Origin of the sequence: Phenylobacterium deserti, assembly GCF_003254705.1 — a bacterium.
GTDB classification, from domain to species: domain Bacteria; phylum Pseudomonadota; class Alphaproteobacteria; order Caulobacterales; family Caulobacteraceae; genus Phenylobacterium; species Phenylobacterium deserti.
In genome coordinates, this window is record NZ_QFYR01000001.1 from 1,513,844 (window position 1) to 1,529,672 (window position 15,829).

The 15,829-nt window shown below is 68.1% G+C and carries 19 protein-coding genes; 11 read left to right on the forward strand and 8 right to left on the reverse strand.

Annotated features, from left to right (window positions below; genetic code table 11):
* The first annotated feature begins 27 nt into the window (after window positions 1-27).
* A complete protein-coding gene (locus tag DJ018_RS07620) occupies window positions 28-447 on the forward strand; it encodes a GFA family protein (RefSeq protein WP_111514230.1) in 420 nt (139 codons plus the stop codon).
* 9 nt (window positions 448-456) lie between these two features.
* Here the strand turns inward: DJ018_RS07620 and DJ018_RS07625 are convergent, their stop codons facing one another.
* Entirely contained in the window at window positions 457-741 is a 285-nt protein-coding gene (locus DJ018_RS07625) for a hypothetical protein (RefSeq protein WP_111514231.1), read from the reverse strand.
* A 130-nt stretch (window positions 742-871) separates the two neighbouring features.
* Between DJ018_RS07625 and DJ018_RS07630 the strand changes: the two genes are divergently transcribed.
* Complete coding sequence (locus tag DJ018_RS07630; protein ID WP_111514232.1) at window positions 872-1,084, forward strand: hypervirulence associated TUDOR domain-containing protein; 213 nt, start codon at window positions 872-874, stop codon at window positions 1,082-1,084.
* 5 nt (window positions 1,085-1,089) lie between these two features.
* Here DJ018_RS07630 and DJ018_RS07635 read toward each other — a convergent pair whose 3' ends face one another.
* The 4 genes from DJ018_RS07635 to DJ018_RS07650 all read right to left on the reverse strand — a co-directional run bounded on the left by DJ018_RS07635 (window position 1,090) and on the right by DJ018_RS07650 (window position 5,478).
* On the reverse strand, window positions 1,090-1,536 hold the full coding sequence (locus DJ018_RS07635; protein ID WP_111514233.1) for a hypothetical protein: 447 nt from the start codon (window positions 1,534-1,536) through the stop codon (window positions 1,090-1,092).
* A gap of 45 nt (window positions 1,537-1,581) precedes the next feature.
* A complete protein-coding gene (gene htpX, locus DJ018_RS07640) occupies window positions 1,582-2,550 on the reverse strand; it encodes a zinc metalloprotease HtpX (RefSeq protein ID WP_111514234.1) in 969 nt (322 codons plus the stop codon).
* A gap of 118 nt (window positions 2,551-2,668) precedes the next feature.
* Window positions 2,669-4,072 carry a putative bifunctional diguanylate cyclase/phosphodiesterase gene (locus DJ018_RS07645; RefSeq protein ID WP_111514235.1) on the reverse strand — a complete coding sequence of 468 codons (1,404 nt, stop codon included), beginning with the start codon at window positions 4,070-4,072 and terminating at the stop codon, window positions 2,669-2,671.
* Between the two features lie 152 nt (window positions 4,073-4,224).
* Window positions 4,225-5,478: a dicarboxylate/amino acid:cation symporter gene (locus DJ018_RS07650; protein ID WP_111514236.1), complete on the reverse strand. Its 1,254-nt coding sequence runs from the start codon at window positions 5,476-5,478 to the stop codon at window positions 4,225-4,227.
* Between the two features lie 96 nt (window positions 5,479-5,574).
* On the opposite strand from DJ018_RS07650, the gene DJ018_RS07655 reads away from it, so the two are divergent.
* The 3 genes from DJ018_RS07655 to DJ018_RS07665 all read left to right on the forward strand — a co-directional run bounded on the left by DJ018_RS07655 (window position 5,575) and on the right by DJ018_RS07665 (window position 8,772).
* Entirely contained in the window at window positions 5,575-7,029 is a 1,455-nt protein-coding gene (locus DJ018_RS07655) for an AMP nucleosidase (protein WP_111514237.1), read from the forward strand.
* Between the two features lie 68 nt (window positions 7,030-7,097).
* The gene (locus DJ018_RS07660; RefSeq protein ID WP_111514238.1) at window positions 7,098-7,874 is read left to right on the forward strand and encodes a tyrosine-protein phosphatase; all 777 of its coding nucleotides are present in this window, start codon (window positions 7,098-7,100) and stop codon (window positions 7,872-7,874) included.
* A 139-nt stretch (window positions 7,875-8,013) separates the two neighbouring features.
* Entirely contained in the window at window positions 8,014-8,772 is a 759-nt protein-coding gene (locus DJ018_RS07665; protein ID WP_240609474.1) for an aminotransferase class IV, read from the forward strand.
* Here DJ018_RS07665 and DJ018_RS07670 read toward each other — a convergent pair.
* Both DJ018_RS07670 and DJ018_RS07675 read right to left on the reverse strand, forming a co-directional pair.
* Complete coding sequence (locus DJ018_RS07670) at window positions 8,765-9,283, reverse strand: TadE/TadG family type IV pilus assembly protein (protein ID WP_111514239.1); 519 nt, start codon at window positions 9,281-9,283, stop codon at window positions 8,765-8,767. The two genes, DJ018_RS07665 and DJ018_RS07670, sit on opposite strands and share 8 nt — an antisense overlap.
* Window positions 9,277-9,918 carry a TadE/TadG family type IV pilus assembly protein gene (locus tag DJ018_RS07675; RefSeq protein WP_133254239.1) on the reverse strand — a complete coding sequence of 214 codons (642 nt, stop codon included), beginning with the start codon at window positions 9,916-9,918 and terminating at the stop codon, window positions 9,277-9,279. Before DJ018_RS07675 ends, DJ018_RS07670 begins: the two co-directional genes overlap by 7 nt.
* A 251-nt stretch (window positions 9,919-10,169) precedes the next feature.
* Between DJ018_RS07675 and DJ018_RS07680 the strand changes: the two genes are divergently transcribed.
* The 4 genes from DJ018_RS07680 to DJ018_RS07695 all read left to right on the forward strand — a co-directional run bounded on the left by DJ018_RS07680 (window position 10,170) and on the right by DJ018_RS07695 (window position 13,301).
* Complete coding sequence (locus DJ018_RS07680; protein ID WP_111514241.1) at window positions 10,170-10,364, forward strand: Flp family type IVb pilin; 195 nt, start codon at window positions 10,170-10,172, stop codon at window positions 10,362-10,364.
* Window positions 10,365-10,479: 115 nt separating this feature from the next.
* The gene (locus tag DJ018_RS07685) at window positions 10,480-10,998 is read left to right on the forward strand and encodes an A24 family peptidase (protein ID WP_111514727.1); all 519 of its coding nucleotides are present in this window, start codon (window positions 10,480-10,482) and stop codon (window positions 10,996-10,998) included.
* 93 nt (window positions 10,999-11,091) lie between these two features.
* Window positions 11,092-12,471, forward strand: coding sequence for a leucyl aminopeptidase family protein (locus DJ018_RS07690; RefSeq protein ID WP_111514242.1), 1,380 nt, complete (start codon window positions 11,092-11,094; stop codon window positions 12,469-12,471).
* A complete protein-coding gene (locus DJ018_RS07695) occupies window positions 12,468-13,301 on the forward strand; it encodes a C40 family peptidase (RefSeq protein ID WP_205853724.1) in 834 nt (277 codons plus the stop codon). Before DJ018_RS07690 ends, DJ018_RS07695 begins: the two co-directional genes overlap by 4 nt.
* A 13-nt stretch (window positions 13,302-13,314) precedes the next feature.
* Here DJ018_RS07695 and DJ018_RS07700 read toward each other — a convergent pair whose 3' ends face one another.
* On the reverse strand, window positions 13,315-14,067 hold the full coding sequence (locus tag DJ018_RS07700; RefSeq protein WP_111514243.1) for a c-type cytochrome: 753 nt from the start codon (window positions 14,065-14,067) through the stop codon (window positions 13,315-13,317).
* Window positions 14,068-14,195: 128 nt separating this feature from the next.
* Here DJ018_RS07700 and DJ018_RS07705 point away from each other — a divergent pair, with 128 nt between their 5' ends.
* The gene (locus tag DJ018_RS07705; protein WP_111514244.1) at window positions 14,196-14,942 is read left to right on the forward strand and encodes a 3-deoxy-manno-octulosonate cytidylyltransferase; all 747 of its coding nucleotides are present in this window, start codon (window positions 14,196-14,198) and stop codon (window positions 14,940-14,942) included.
* A complete protein-coding gene (locus DJ018_RS07710; protein ID WP_111514245.1) occupies window positions 14,939-15,784 on the forward strand; it encodes a prephenate dehydratase in 846 nt (281 codons plus the stop codon). The genes DJ018_RS07705 and DJ018_RS07710 overlap by 4 nt, the downstream gene beginning before the upstream one ends.
* The last annotated feature ends 45 nt before the right edge of the window (window positions 15,785-15,829 follow it).

The following is a 15,829-nucleotide window of genomic DNA, read 5'->3' on the forward strand; positions in this document are numbered from 1 at the left end:
GCTGCGTCCTTGGCCTAGGAGGACGCCATGAGCGACACTGCAAACCGGATCTTTGCCGGCGGCTGCCTGTGCGGCCAGCTGCGCTATGAAGCGAAGGGCGAGCCGGCTTGGACCGGGCACTGCTACTGCCGTGACTGTCGCAAGGCCTCGGGTTCCGGCTTCATCCCGTTCATGGGCTTCCAGGCGAGCGCGTTGACGGTGACGGGCGAGACCCGCCAGTCCCGAACCTCGGCCTTTCGGGGCGGCGAGTCGGTGCGCAACCACTGCGCCGCGTGCGGCTCTCTGGTGTTCGGTGGTGAGGGGCAGGATGACTGGCGGACGGTGTACGCCGGCTCGCTGGACGATGCGTTGTTGTTCGAGCCGCAGATCGCCATCTTCGTGCGTGACCGGGCGCCCTGGGCCGTAGCCCCGGAGGGGCTTACGCAGTTCGAGACCATGCCGGACTGACGCGCCAGTTCAGCTGAAGGGATCCGCGCCCAACCGATCGCGCAGCCGCTGGAGCAGGGCGACTGCCGAGCGCAACTGATCGGGGTCGAGCTCGGCGAGGATCTCGTCGCGCAGGGAGCCGGCGCGTGGCGTGCAGGGCGTGGCCTCGACCTCGCGCCAGCGACGGGCGACCACGGTGAGCTCCTCGGCGAAGGCCGCGGCAAGCGCGTCATCGTCATGAGCCATCTGACGGAAGTCCTTGCGGTTCGTGGAACGCGGCTCGAGCACCAGAGCGGCGAAGCTCGTTTCTTGCAAGGATTATTATTTCGCCTGCAATAACGAATGATAGACCGCCGCGGGGCCGATCATCCGTCATGCCTTCTATAGCTCATCTGGAACAATGAATAGCGCCCTAGGGTTGGCCGACCGAACAGGAGCGCACGAGATGAGCGAGAAGAGCTTCAAGTCCGGCGACAAGGTCCGTTGGGACCACAGCCAGGGAACCACAACTGGCCACGTGGTGCGCAAGCAGACCACGCCGACCAAGATCAAGGGTCACAAGGTGGCGGCCTCGAAGGACAACCCCGAGTACATCGTGAAATCCGACAAGACCGGTGCGCTGGCCGCCCACAAGCCAAGCGAGCTGCGCAAGGGTTGAAGCCGCTAGAGCGGCGGATCCTCTGCCTGGGCAGCCGGCGCAACTGACTGGGGCGCCGGCGTAGGTGTCGATGCGGCGGGCGCAGCGACGGGTGGGTCGGCTGTGACCGCCGTCGACGGCGCGGGCGCAACCGGACGAGAGGGCGGAGTCGCCGCAGGGGCGGAGGCAGGCTCGGGCGCTGCATTGGCGGCCGGCGTGTCGGCGGCCGGCTGAGCGGCGTCTTCCGCTGCGGCAGCTGCGGGTGCGGGCTGAGGCTGAGTCGCTTGCGGCGGAGCCTTCGGCTGCGGCTGCGGCTGCACGGCGGTTACGGGCGCGGCGGGCGGTGGGCGGAAGGTGAAGTCCATCTGACCAGCGAGCCCGCGGACGAACGCCGCCACAGCGACCACGCTCAGGACCAGGATCGCGCGCTTTTTGACCCGCGTGCTGCTGAAGGCGCCGTCGACATAGCTCATGCGGCCAAGCTGGCGCGCGCCCGGCGTTCGGTCAACCGCGCGAGGTCAACTGCTCCAAGGGCCGCGGCGCGGAGCGTCCGTGCGCGGGACCGCCGTCGCGCCGCCGCTCCACGGACCGCGAGGAGACGCTTGGGCGCGCGCCTGCGGCTGCGGGGTCTGGCCAGTCAGCTGCATCAGAGCCGCCACGCGATTGTGGGTCGCTGGGTGGGTGGAGAAGAGATTGTCGCCGCCCCGGCCTGCTAGCGGGTTGATGATGAACATGTGCGCGGTGGCCGGATTGCGCTCGGCATCCGGATTGAAGTAGCCGCCCCGGGCATAGGCTTCGATCTTCTGCAGAGCGGAGGCCAGAGCGCCGGGATCACCGCTGATGGCCGCGCCTTCACGGTCGGCTTCGTACTCGCGGTGACGGCTGATGGCCATCTGCACCAGGGCCGCCGCGATGGGGCCGAGGATTGCAACGACGATCGCGCCAATCATGCCGGTGGGGCGACCGTCCTCGTCACGGCCGCCGAAGAAGAAGGCGAAGTTGGCCAGCATGCCGATGGCGCCGGCCACAGTGGCCGTGATGGTCATGGTGAGTGTGTCGCGGTTCTTCACGTGCGCCAGCTCATGGGCCATGACGCCGCGGATCTCGCGGCGGTCCAGCATCTGCAGCAGGCCGCGGGTGGCGGCGACGGCCGCATGGCTTGGGTCACGGCCGGTGGCGAATGCGTTCGGCTGGTCTTGGTCGATGACATAGACCTTGGGGCGCGGCATGCCGGCGCCGTCGGCCAAGGCGTGGACGTCGGCCACGTAGTTGCGGATCAGCGGCTCGGGATGGCCCTCGTCGACCGGGCTCGCCCGGTACATGGACAGCACGATCTTGTCTGCATTCCAGTAGCTGATGAAGTTCATGCCCGCCGCCAGGGCGAAGGCGATGACCATGCCCGTCGCCCCGCCGATCAGGTAACCCGCGCCCATGAAAAGTGCGGTGAGGGCGGCCAGAAGCATGAAGGTGCGGAGATGGTTGCGCATCGAAGGTCGTCAGGGTTCCCGAGGGCGGATGCCCGTGCTGCAAATATGGGGATCGACGAGGCCGAGGTGAAGGCTAGGCGGCCAGCCCCTTTACGTGCATCGGGGATCTATTTCGCGCTTATCGCGCCACGCGGCGGCGGTGGCGGGCTTCGGCGGTGGCCTGAAAAGCCGCGAGGTCTTCGCGCAGGCGGGCTTCCATCTCGTCGGCCGGCATGGGCTTGGCGAACAGGTAGCCCTGCATGCGGTCGCAGCCGGCGGCGCGCAGGAACAGGGCCTGGGCTTCGTCCTCGACCCCCTCGGCGACGATGGAGACGCCCATGGCCCGCGCGGCGTGCATCATAGACCCGACCAGCTTCGAGACGCGGGCGTCGCGGCCGACGTCGCTGATCAGGCTGCGGTCCAGTTTCACCGTCTGGATCGGCAGGTTCATCAGGGCGCGCAGGTTCGAATAACCGGTGCCGAAGTCGTCGAGAGCGATGTGCACGCCCTTCGCCGCCAGCCGCTCGATGTGGCGCCGCGACAGGGCCAGATCCTGCAGCAGGAAGGTCTCGGTGATCTCCACGGTCAACGCGGTGGCGGGCAGGTCGGTGCCGGCCAGGCGCTGGATCAGCTTGCGCGAGAACGCCGGGTCGAGCAGGTCGCGCGGCGAGACGTTGCAGGACACAAGCTCGATCAGTCCTTCGGCGACCCAGGGCGCAGCGCGGGCGCAGGCGGCTTCGAACACCGCCTCGTCGATCCGGCGGATGAGGCCCAGCTCCTCGGCCATCGGCACGAAGCAGGCGGGCCCCAGAAGGCCCTGTTCTGGGTGACGCCAGCGCGCCAGCACTTCGACCCCGACGATCCGGCCCTCGCCGGCGTCGACCACCGGCTGGAACCAGGGTTCGATCTCGCCGGCCGGGATGGCTCGGCGCAACTCGGCCTCGAGCGTCTGCCGACGTTCGTTCTCGGCCCGCAGCTCGGCGTCGAACACGCTCCACCGGCGCCCGCCCATCGTCTTGACGCGGTAGAGCGCCATGTCGGCAAACCGCTGGAGGTCGGCGGCGCTGGGCGCGTCGGTGGGATAGACGGCGACGCCGATGCTGGCGCCAGGGGCCACGTAGCGGCCGTAGATGGAATGCGGCTGGGACAGGATGGACACGAGGCGCTGAGCGCGCCAGGCCGGTTCCGCGCCCTCGGTGATCAGGGCGAATTCGTCGCCGCCGAGGCGCGCCACCAGCTCGCCAGGCTGAGCGTCAGCCAGCAGGCGCGCGCCCATCTCCGCCAGCAGCAGGTCGCCGGCATGGTGCCCAAGTGTGTCGTTGAGATGCTTGAAGCGGTCGAGATCGATGACGAACAGACCGACCGAGCCGCCGTTCGCCTGGGCCCAGGCCAGCCTTTCGGTGAGCGCCTGAGTGAAGGCGCCGCGGTTCAGCAGGCCGGTGAGAGAATCCGTCTGCGCCAGCCGGAGCGCGTCGGCGCGCTCGGCTTCCAACTCGGCCACTCGGGCGGCGAGTTCTTCATGGCTTGGGGTCGTTGAGACCACGACGGAACCGGACTCTCGATACTTGGAGCCCTAATCTTTCCGCCCTCGAGGCGAATTCGGCGTTAAGCGACATGGCTAACGCCCGGTTTAGGTCCGCCGCAGGTACCGGCTCGGCCGGGACCTGGAGACGGAAAGGGCGGCGGGCGGACCGTTCAGGCCCGCGACGCCTCACCCTCCACAGGTTCCTCGATCTGGTTTTCCCACTTGGCGACCACAGCGGCGGCCACCGAGTTGCCCACCACGTTGGTGGCCGAGCGACCCATGTCGAGCAAGTGGTCGACCGCCACGATCAGCAGCAGGCCTGCTTCCGGGAGATTGAAGTAGGTCAGAGTGGCGGCGATCACGACGAGCGAGGCGCGCGGCACGCCGGCCATGCCCTTGGAGGTCACCATCAGCAGCAGCAGCATGGTGATCTGTTGGGCGATCGAGAGTTCGACCCCGTAGACCTGCGCGATGAACAGGGTCGCGAAGGTGCAGTACATCATCGAGCCGTCGAGGTTGAACGAATAGCCCAACGGCAGGACGAAGGAGGCCACGCGGCGCGAGACGCCCCACTTCTGGAGCTCTTCCAAGGTGCGAGGGTAGGCGGCCTCGGAGCTGGCGGTGGAGAAGGCCAGCAGGGCCGGGCTGCGGATGGCCGCGATGAGCTTCAGGGCGCGCCGGCCGACAATCAGTACGGCCACGGCGATGAGCAGAGCCCAGAGCACGCCCAGCGAGGCGTAGAAGCCCACCACGAACTTGCCGTAGGTGACCAAGACGTCCAGGCCCTGGGTCGCGACGCTGGAAGCCAAGGCGGCGAAGATCGCGATCGGGGCGGTCTTCATCACGTAACCTGTGACCTTGAGCATGATCGAGGCGATCTGCTCGACCAGCACGAGGACGGCCGGAGCGCGATCGTCGATGGCGGCCACAGCGGTGCCGACCAGCACCGAGAAGACGACGATCTGCAGGATCTCGTTCCGCGCCATGGCGTCCACGATGGAGGTCGGCACCAGGTGGGTGACGAAGTTCTTCAAAGTGAAGTTGCTCATGTCCACGGCCGTCTTGGCCGCGTCCGCGGCAGGCGGCGTCAGCGACAGGCCCGAGCCCGGCTGAATGATGTGGACCATAACCAGGCCGATCGTCAGGGAGACGATCGAGGCGGTGATGAACCAGCCCATGGTCTTGGCGCCCACCCGGCCAATGGCGCCGGCGTCTTCCATGTGGGCGATGCCGGCCACCAGGGTCGAGAAGACCAGGGGCGCGATGATCATCTTGATGAGGCGCAGGAACAGGTCGGTGAGGATCGACAGTCCGTCCGCGACAGTGGCGGCCTGCTCGGGCGCGGTGAACTGGTTCACAGCCCAGCCGACGAGGATGCCGAGGACCATCGCCCCGATAAGGAAGTAGGTGAAAAGCCGATTCATTCCGAAGTCCTGAAACCTTGGCTCCCTTCCAGCCAGAAAAGCTGGGCCGCGTCCATCCGTCTCGCGTCCCGCGCCGCGTGCGGTTAAAAGGGCGCCATGAATAGCAACATGGAAGCAGCCGGCATCGTCGATCGGCTGGAAGAGGAGTACCGCAGGAGCGTCGAGGCCCTTCGGACATCACTCAAGGCATTTCTGGACGGCGGCCCGCCGCCTGACCCCAAGCTGCGCGCCTCGGGCGCCTTCACCTATCCCGAGCTTCGCCTGAACTGGCCGGCAGGCGAGCGCTACCCGCGCATCAGCCGTGCGTTCGCTCGCATCGGCGCGCCGGGACGCTACGCCGTGACGGTGACCCGACCGCACCTTTACCGCGACTACCTGGTGGAGCAGCTGACCCTGCTGCAGCAGGACTTCAACGTTGAGATCGACGTCGGCCGCTCGGCTCAGGAGATCCCGTTCCCCTACGTGCTGGACGGGGCGGCGGACTTGGCGCTGGCCGACATCGGCTCCTCGGAGATCGCCCGGCATTTCCCGACAACGGAGCTGGCCAACATCGGCGACGAAATCGCCGACGGCTCCTGGATGATGCATCCCGAAGCGGCGCGCCCCCTGTCGCTGTTCGACGGACTGCGCACGGACTTCTCGCTGGCCCGGCTCGCGCACTACACCGGCACGCCGGCCGAGCACGTCCAGCAGTACGTGCTGTTCACCAATTACCACCGCTACGTGGACGAGTTCGTACGCTGGGGCTGCAGCCAGCTGGGCGCGGAAGGCTCGCCCTATACCGCGCTGTCGGCGGCGGGACGGGTGGAGATAACGGCCGAGACGGCCAATCCCGAAGCGGTGGTGGCGGCCGCCTCCTGGCGCAAGCACCAGATGCCGGCCTATCACCTGATGGCGCCGGGCAACACCGGCATCACCCTGGTGAACATCGGGGTGGGACCGTCCAACGCCAAGACAATCTGCGACCACCTGGCGGTGCTGCGCCCGCAAGCCTGGCTGATGGTCGGACACTGCGGGGGCCTACGCGGCAGCCAGACCATCGGCGACTACGTTCTCGCCCACGCCTATCTGCGGGACGACCATGTGCTGGACGGCGTGCTGCCGCCGGAAATCCCGATCCCGCCGATTGCGGAGGTGCAGGTGGCCATGAACCGGGCCGCCGAACTGGTCACCGGCGAAAGCGGCGAAGTGCTGAAGCGCCGCCTCAGAACCGGGACCGTGGTGACCACGGACGACCGAAACTGGGAGCTGCGCTATTCCTCGAGCGCCCTGCGGTTCAATCAAAGCCGGGCGGTGGCGATCGACATGGAGAGCGCCACCATCGCGGCGCAGGGGTACCGCTTCCGGGTGCCGTACGGGACCTTGCTCTGCGTGTCGGACAAGCCGCTGCACGGGGAGATCAAGCTGCCCGGCCAGGCGAACGCCTTCTACGACCGGGCGATCGGCCAGCACCTGCAGATCGGCATCGTCACCATGGACCTCTTGCGCAAGGAGGGCTCGCGCCTCCACTCACGCAAGCTGCGCTCATTCGACGAGCCGCCGTTCCGGTGACCTGAGAGGGAGTCGATGTGCATCTTGCCGCCTCGATTTCGGCGGCCGGGGCGGTTAGACCGCCCGGCATGACGCGGCACATCGACCTCGAAGGCATCGACAATTTCCGGGATTTCGGAGGCTACGCCACCGCCTGCGGGCGGGGCGTGAAGCGCGGGCGGCTGTTCCGTTCGGCCAACCATCACCGGGCGACGGAAGCTGACCTTCAGCGGCTGCGGGACCTGGGCGTGGCCGTGGTGCTCGATCTGCGGCAGGTGCACGAGCGCAGCCGCGAGCCGTCGCGCCGGTGGGAGGGCTTCGAGGCCCAGGTGCTGGAGAACGACATCGTCTCCGACCACCCGGACTGGAGCCACACCATGCGCCAGGGCGACCTGACGCCGGAGTGGTTCTTCGAAGACGCGCTCGACTATTACCGGCGCCTGCCGCACGAGCCGCGGCACGTGGACCTGTTCCGCCGCTACTTCCAGGCGCTGGCCGTCACCGACGGTGCGGTGGTGGTGCACTGCGCGGCGGGTAAGGACCGGACGGGGACCATTTGCGCCCTAACCCACCACATGGCGGGCGTGCACCCGGACGACATCGTCGAAGATTACCTGCTGACCAACGACGAGAGCCGGATGGCGCGCAAGATCGAGTTTCTGGGCCCATGGATCCAGGAGTTCGTCGGCCGCACCGCCTCGGAGGCTGCGCTGCGCGTCGCGGTGTCGGTGCACCCGCAGTACCTGGAGACCGCCTTTGCGGTCATGCGCCGGGACCACGGCTCGATCGACGGCTACCTGGACGACGTGCTGGGGCTGGATGCTGGCCTGCGAGCGCAGATCCACGACCGGATCCTCGGCGCCTGAACGTAGGTACGCCCGCCGCGGTCTCCGCAAACCGCGACGGGCGCCTCAGGGACAGACCTCGATAGAGAGCCCGCGCCAGAATTGCGCGGCGGCGGCTTGGCGCCTAATCACCAGCGCGTGCTTCACGGAGTGCTGATCGGTGATCGATCCCCTGGACCGCGGCTTCACACTGGGCGACGGGCTTTTCGAGACGGTGCTGTGGGCGGACGGAACGCTGCGGCGGCTCGACCGGCATCTGGCCCGGCTGACAGCCGGATGTGAGGCGCTGGGCCTGCCTGCGCCGGACCTGGCGACCGCCGAGGCGCTGATGCAGCAGGCGGTGGCCGATGCTGAGCTGGGCGACCGCCGCGCAGCGGTGCGGCTGACGCTTACGGCGGGCGTTGGCGGACGGGGGCTCGACCGGCCGGAGGCCATCAGCCCCGAGATGGTGGCGACGGCTGCGCCGGCCCCGCCCGCGGGGGGCTCCGCACGGCTGATCACCGCCATTACGCGGCGGAACGAAGGCTCGATCGCTTCTCGCTGGAAGACGCTGGCTTATATGGACAATGTGCTGGCGCGTCGGGAGGCCCGCGCGGCCGGGGCGGACGAAGCCCTGATGCTGAACAACGCCGGCGAGATCGCCTGCGCATCGGCGGCCAACCTCTTCTGGGTCGAGGACGACGGGCGGCTCTGCACGCCTGCGCTCGAGTGCGGCGCACTCGCGGGGATTACGCGTGAGGCGGTGTTGGCGCTGGACTGGGAGGTGGCGGAGGTGCGGGCGCCCAACTCGGTGCTGAGCACAGCGCGGCACGTCTTCCTGACCAACAGCCTGATCGGCCTTCGAACCGTGGCGGAGTTGGATGGACGGGCGCTGGCGCCCTGGCCCGAGCTTGAGCGCCTGAAAGCCGCGCTTACCTGATGGTCACGTCCCTGCGGCGCGGCCAGGAGATGTGGTGGTTCCGGAAGGTCATCGGCTGGCTGACGATGTGCCCGATCGGCGAGGTGTAGCTGTAGTTCACCTCGCTGAGCACCGCCCGCTCGTCCTTCTTCAGTACGCCGATCTTCACTGCGGCCGGGGCGTTGTTGACCGCCAGCGGCGTCATGGTCTGGCTGCGGCTCCACACCACCCGCGCGACGTTGTTGGAGTCACCTTGCAGCATGCTGATGCGAGTGGTCATGCCTGAGGTGGGGAAGGGGCGCATGATGGGCGCCGCGACGCCCAGGATGTCCGTGATCTCGTTTTCGCTAAGCGAGGCCGGTTGGGTGGTGAGGTCCGCAATCACCGCTGCCGCGTGCGCGCTGTGCCGGTCGGCCAGCAGCGCCAAGGAGAGCTCCACGGTGCCGAAGTAGAGCAGCACCAGCACCGGGGCGAACAGAGCGAACTCGACGGCGGCGGCGCCGCCTTCGTCACGACGAAACCGGTTCAGCATGACATGCTCGCGGTCGGATTGACGTCATAGGGCTCATTGCGGAAGGCCGTGGCCGAGCTGACCAGCCGGATGTCCTTGCCCGCGCCGGGCGTCTCGAAGATCGGCCCCATCAGCGGCGTGAAGAGCTTCCAGCGATAGAAGGTGCGCACGAGGATGATGCTGCAGGCCTGGCCCGCCTGCCAGGGCAGGGCGGAGGGCTGCGGGCTTGCGCCGTAATCCGGATCCGGGAAGGCCGCGGGGGTGATCACCGGCGGCGGAGCGGCGGCGAGATCGGCGTAGCGGGGAAACTCCTGCGCCTGGATATAGAGGTCCTGCTCGCAGTTCGGGGCGAGCCAGCTCATCCGCGCGCACACGCGGGAGCGGAAGGTCTCGGCGGAGGGGGCTGCGCCCTGCTGGAAGAGCCCCGTCCGGATGTCTCGCGCGATCTCATGAGTGGCGTTGTCCAGGGTCGCCGAGACCATGAACAGCAGCACCAGCTCCAGAAGGCCGAATATGAGCAGCATCAGCGGCAGAGCGATAAAGCCGAACTCGACGGCTGTCGCACCGCGCTCCGCGCGACGGAAGCGTGCGAGCAGCTTGGTCATGGATGTGCAGGCGCAGGCGGGCACGTGGTCCTCAATCGATTGCGCCTTCAAGATGCGCCTGCGTGCCTAAGCAATATTAAACGCGCGAATGTCGAATTGCAGACACCCGGAACGGCGTTATACTTCCGATTCTTCCTGCTGTTATTGTGGTAAATCCGGGTTTACCAAAGAAAAAGGCGAAATGGCGCCACGCGTTTACTGGCGATTAAGTGTGGGGTGCGAAGTTGATCCTGCGTTTTGTGGCGAGCAGGTCGACCAATCCCGGTCACCCTCAACTGCTCGCGAGAGGAGAGGCTAAGACCATGTCGAACTTCGTGACCCGTTTCCTGAAGAATGAATCCGGCGCCACCGCCATCGAGTATGGCCTGATCGCCGCTCTGATCGCCGCGGTCCTGGCCGCCATCCTCGGCACCATCGGTGGTAACCTGCAGGGCAGCCTGGAAGGCCTGAACACCGAAATCACTGAGGCCGGCGCTGCCGCTGGGGCGGGCGGCTAAGCCTCGGGCTGAGTAAGAGTAAGAGGCCCCCGCGCTCGCCGCGGGGGCTTTTTTCGTTTGGGCGCAACCAAGCGTTCATCCGAGCGGGCGATGGTGGAGGCTGGAGAAGCCGATGATCGCGTCCCTGCAAGCCGTCGCCGTTCTGATGTTCGCCGCCCTGGTGCTGACAGCGGCGGCCAAGGACCTGACCAGCTACACCATCCCCAACTGGATTTCGCTGGCTCTGCTGGCGGCTTTCCCCGTGGCTGCACTAGCGGCGGGCCTCAGCCTTCCGCAGGTCGGGGTGCACGCGGCCGTCGGGTTTGGCGCGCTGCTGATCGGCATGGGCATGTTCGCCGCGGGCTGGATCGGAGGCGGCGACGCCAAGCTGTTCGCCGCCGCGGCCCTGTGGCTCGGCTGGCCGGCCATGCCGTCGTATGTGGTGTTCACCGGCATGGCGGGCGGAGCGCTGACCTTTGCGCTCCTTAGCCTGCGGTCGGACATCTTCCGCCCCTATGTCCTGGCCGGACCTGGCTGGGTGCACCGCCTGGCTGAGCCGAAGGGCGACCTGCCTTACGGTGTCGCGATCGCGGTCGGCGCGCTGGCCGCCTTGTCTGATGCGCCGGTCGCCAAAGGGCTGCCGCTGCCGTTCTGAGGCGGCTTGCGGGCGCCGCCGGCGCGGGGCAGATGAAGGAGCAAGGGTCCGGGTGACCGGGCTCCATCTCCCCTGGCGCGCGTTGCAGGCTCCATGTCCGAAATCCTCGTCGATGCGCCGCAAGGCGCTGTCATCCCCATCCTGGCCCTGACCGAGGCGCAGGCCCCTGGCTGGCTGGAGGGGCAGTCCGGCTTCGTGAAAGGGCTCGCCACGGTGTCTGATTTCCGCGGCAAGGCGGGGCAGGTGCTCGTGCTGCCGGGCGAAGGCGGCGCTGCGGAGCGCGTTCTTTTCGGACTGGGCAAGGGCGAGGACGCCTGCGTGTTCCGCACTCTGCCGCCGCGGCTGTCGCCGGCCACCTACAAACTGGAGGGCGTCCCTGACGGTCTGGCGCGGGACCAGGCGGCCCTGGCCTTCGCCATGGGGAGCTACAAGTTCGACCGCTACAAGGGCCACATCGCCGACAAGCCGAAGCTGCTGGTGGAGGGCTTCGACGGGGTGGAAGTGCGGGCGATCGCCCATGCCTGCGCCCTGGCGCGGGACATGATCAACACGCCGGCCAACGACATGGGGCCGCGGCAGATCGAGACCATCTCGCGAGAGATCGCCGAGCAATACGGCGCGTCCATCACCGTGATCGAAGGCGACGGCCTGCTGGAGGCCAACTATCCGGCCGTGCACGCCGTTGGCCGGGCCGCCGTCTCCCAGCGCGCGCCGCGGATGATTGAGATGAGCTGGGGCGAGGCGGACCGCCCGCTCGTCTGCATCGTCGGCAAAGGCGTGGTGTTCGACACTGGCGGCCTGGACATTAAGCCGTCCGCCGGAATGCGGATCATGAAAAAGGACATGGGCGGGGCCGCGCACGCCCTGGCGCTGGGCCGGATGGTCATGGCGGCCCGGTTGCCGGTCCGTCTCTCGGTCCTCGTGCCGGTGGTGGAGAACGCGATCAGCGGCGACGCCATGCGCCCAGGCGATGTGCTCGCGTCTCGCAAGGGCCTCACCATCGAGGTGGGCAACACGGATGCGGAAGGGCGGCTGATCCTGGCCGACGCCCTGACCCGCGCCGCCGAGCTCGAGCCGGCGCTGACTATCGATCTGGCGACCCTGACCGGCGCGGCGCGCATCGCACTGGGACCGCAACTGCCGCCCTTCTACACCGACGATGACGAGCTGGCAGCGGCCATCGAGCGGCACGCACAGGCGGTGAACGACCCCGTCTGGCGCATGCCGCTGTGGAAGCCCTATGCGGCGGCGCTGGAATCCGACATCGCCGACGTGAAGAACGATCCGGAGGCTTGGGCTCAGGCGGGCTCCGTCACCGCGGCCCTGTTCCTTCAGAAGTTTGCGCCCGCAGGTCCGTGGGTGCACCTCGACATCTTCGCCTGGAACGCGCGTGGCCAGATCGGCTCGCCCGCCGGCGGCGAGGCCCAGGCGATCCGAGGCCTGTTCTCCATGTTGCGTGAGCGGTTCGCGTGAGCTTCGATGCGCGGGTGACCCCGATCCGAGACGGGGTGGCGAGCCGAGCGCTTGAAGGCGTGCTTCCCGCCGAGGTCTATCTCGATCCGCAGCCGATGACCTGCCAGGTCCCGGCGGCGGCCATTCGACGGGCGGCCGACCCGGCGTCCGAGCAGATGGACCAGCTGCTGTTTGGCGAAATCTTCGACGTGGCCGAGGAGGAGGGCGGCTTCTTCTGGGGGCAGGCGCGTCGGGACGGCTATGTGGGCTTCGTCGAAGCTGCGGCCCTGACCGGGCTTGGTCCTGCGCCGACCCACAGGATCGCGGCCATTCGGACCTATGCCTTCGCGGAGCCGACCATCAAGTCACGGGCGAGCGGCCCCTTCTCGATCAACAGCCTGGTTCACGTGGAGAGCCAGGAAGGGCGCCTGGCGAAGGTCTGGGGCGGCGGCTGGGTGACGGTGGAGCACCTGGCGCCCGTGGGCGTGTTCGAAACCGATCCCGCGGCGGTGGCCCAGCGGTTCTATGGTGCGCCGTATTTGTGGGGCGGGCGCGAGAGCCTCGGGCTCGATTGCTCAGGGCTGGTGCAGCAATCGCTGCTGGCTTGCGGGCGGGCCTGCCCGCGCGATGCTGATCAGCAGCAGACGATGGGCCGACAGATCGCGCTGGAAGAGTTCGGGCGAAATGACCTGGTGTTCTGGAAGGGCCACGTGGCCATTGGCCTGGGCGATGGGAAGATCATCCATGCCAACGGCCACCACATGGCGGTCGAGATCGAGCCGCTGGAGGTCACCGTGCAACGAATAAAGGCGGCGGGCTATGGCGAGCCCACCGCCTTCATACGGATCTAGTTTTCAGCCGCGCTTAGCGTGAGGACGCGCCCGTGCTGTTGCCCACGCCGGGGCTGGACGTTTCCTGCTGGCTCGGCGCGCCTGGGCCTTGGCCCGAAGGGCCGCCCGAACCGGTGGCCGGCGTCGCAGTGGAGCCGGTGGCGGTAGGCTGGCCAGCTTCCGCCGCGCCAGGAGCCGTGCCGTCGACCGGAGCGGTGGCTTCCGGAGCGGCCGCAGCGGCCGGGTTCGGAGCCGGAACCGGCAGGGTGCCGCCCTGCGTGCGCAGGTAAGCGATCAGGTTGATGCGGTCTTCCGGCTTCTTGATGCCGACGAAGGTCATCTTGGTGCCCGGCAGATACCGCTGCGGCGAGCCGATGAATTCATAGAGGTGCTGGTCGTCCCACTGGGCGACGCGACCGCCCAGGTCGGTCATGGCCTGCGAGTAGGCAAAGCCGCCATGGCTGCCCGGCTTGCGGCCGACCACGCCCCAGAGGTTCGGGCCGGTGCCGTTGGCGCCGCCGTTGTTGACGGTGTGGCAGGACTGGCACTTGGCGAAGGCCGCCTCGCCGGCCGCCACGTTGGCGGCGGGCAGCACCGTGCCCCAATCGGGCGGAACATCCGCCGCAGCAGCGCCGGCGGCGGTCTCTTCGACCACGGCCACAGCATAGCCGGGCTTGGTCACCGGGCCATGGCTGAAAACGCCGGTGGAAAGTTCGCGCAGGCCCACGATGGCCAGGCCCGTCGCCAGCACCGCGCCGGCGACCTTGTTGAACTTAAGGTCGCTCATAGTCGTCCTAAATCGGCCTTCCTGAGAACGGCTGGCAACAGCCGGCGAAGGGCCGGGAATCCCGCCCCTTATTGCGCCCGGCTCTCTTACACGCTACCGGCGCTCGCGCAACCCGCCCGAAGCTTGGCATGAACCCGATCATCCTCATCCCCGCGCGCATGGCCGCGACCCGCCTGCCGAGCAAGCCGCTCGCCGACATCGGCGGCATACCAATGATCGTTCGGGTGCTTCGCCAGGCGCAGGCCGCGAACGCCGGTCCCGTGGCGGTCGCAGCGGGCGATCCAGAGATCGCACAGGCCATCGAAGCCAACGGCGGGACCGCGGTTCTCACCGATCCCGACCTGCCGTCTGGCTCCGACCGCATCCTCGCGGCGCTGGCCAAGCTCGACCCGGCCGGCGCCCACGACGTGGTGATCAACCTGCAGGGCGACATGCCCTTCGTCGATCCCTCGGTGGTCGCCGCCTGCGCGGGCCTGCTGTCGCGCGAGCCGTCGTGCGACATCGCCACGGTGGTGGCGCCGGAAGGCTCCCCCGGCGACCGCGCCAACCCCGACGTCGTCAAGGCCGTGCTGGCCCTGCAGCCCGACGGCCAGAGCGGCCGGGCGCTCTACTTCACCCGCTCGACCCTCTACGGCGACGCGCCGGTCTGGCGGCACATCGGCATCTACGGCTACCGCCGCGCGGCGCTGGAAGCCTTCAACGCCGCCCCGCCCTCGCCGCTGGAACGGCGCGAGAAGCTGGAGCAGCTTCGCGCCATGGAGCTCGGCCTCTCCATCTGGGCGGCCGTAGCCGCGGAGGCGCCGATCTCCGTTGACAACCCCGCGGACCTCGATGCGGCCCGCGCTCAAGCCACCACCATCGGGACAGCCTCATGACCAAGGGACGGATCGCCTTTCAGGGCGAACTGGGCGCCAACAGCCACGAGTGCTGCCAGACCTTTTTTCCCGACTACGAGGCCGTGCCTCACGCCAGCTTCGAGGACGCCTTCGAAGCGGTGAAGAGCGGCGACTGCGAGCTGGGCATGATCCCGGTGGAGAACTCCATCGCCGGGCGCGTCGCCGACGTGCACCACCTGCTGCCGTCCTCGGGGCTCAAGATCATCGGCGAGCGGTTCAAGCCGATACACTTCCAGCTGATGGCCAACAAGGGCGTGAAGCTGGAGGACGTGAAGACCGTCATGTCCATGCCGATCGCCCTGGGGCAGTGCCGCAAGACGATCCGGCAGATGAAGCTGAAAACCGAAGCGACGGGCGACACGGCCGGCGCCGCCAAGCTGCTGTCAGAGCACCCGGATCCCACCAAGGCGGCCCTGTCGCCGGCCTTGGCGGCCGAGCTCTATGGCCTGGAGATCCTGGCCCGGGATCTTGAGGACGAGCACAACAACACCACCCGCTTCCTGGTGATGACGGCCGACCCCAATCCGCCGCCGCCGCCCTTCACCAAGCCCTGCGTGACGAGCTTCATCTTCCGCGTCCGCAACCTGCCGGCGGCGCTCTACAAGGCGCTGGGCGGCTTTGCGACCAACGGCGTCAACATGACCAAGCTCGAGAGCTACATGGAGAACGGCGCCTTCACGGCGACCTTCTTCTACGCCGAGGTGGACGGCCGTCCCGAGGACCGCGGGCTGGCGCGCGCCTTCGAGGAGCTACAGTTCTTTTCCGAGCGGTTCGAAATACTCGGGGTCTATCCGGCCGACGACTTCCGGACCCGGGTGTAGGCCTCCAGTCCCCTCTCCACAGCGGGAGAAGGGACTGAAACGCTG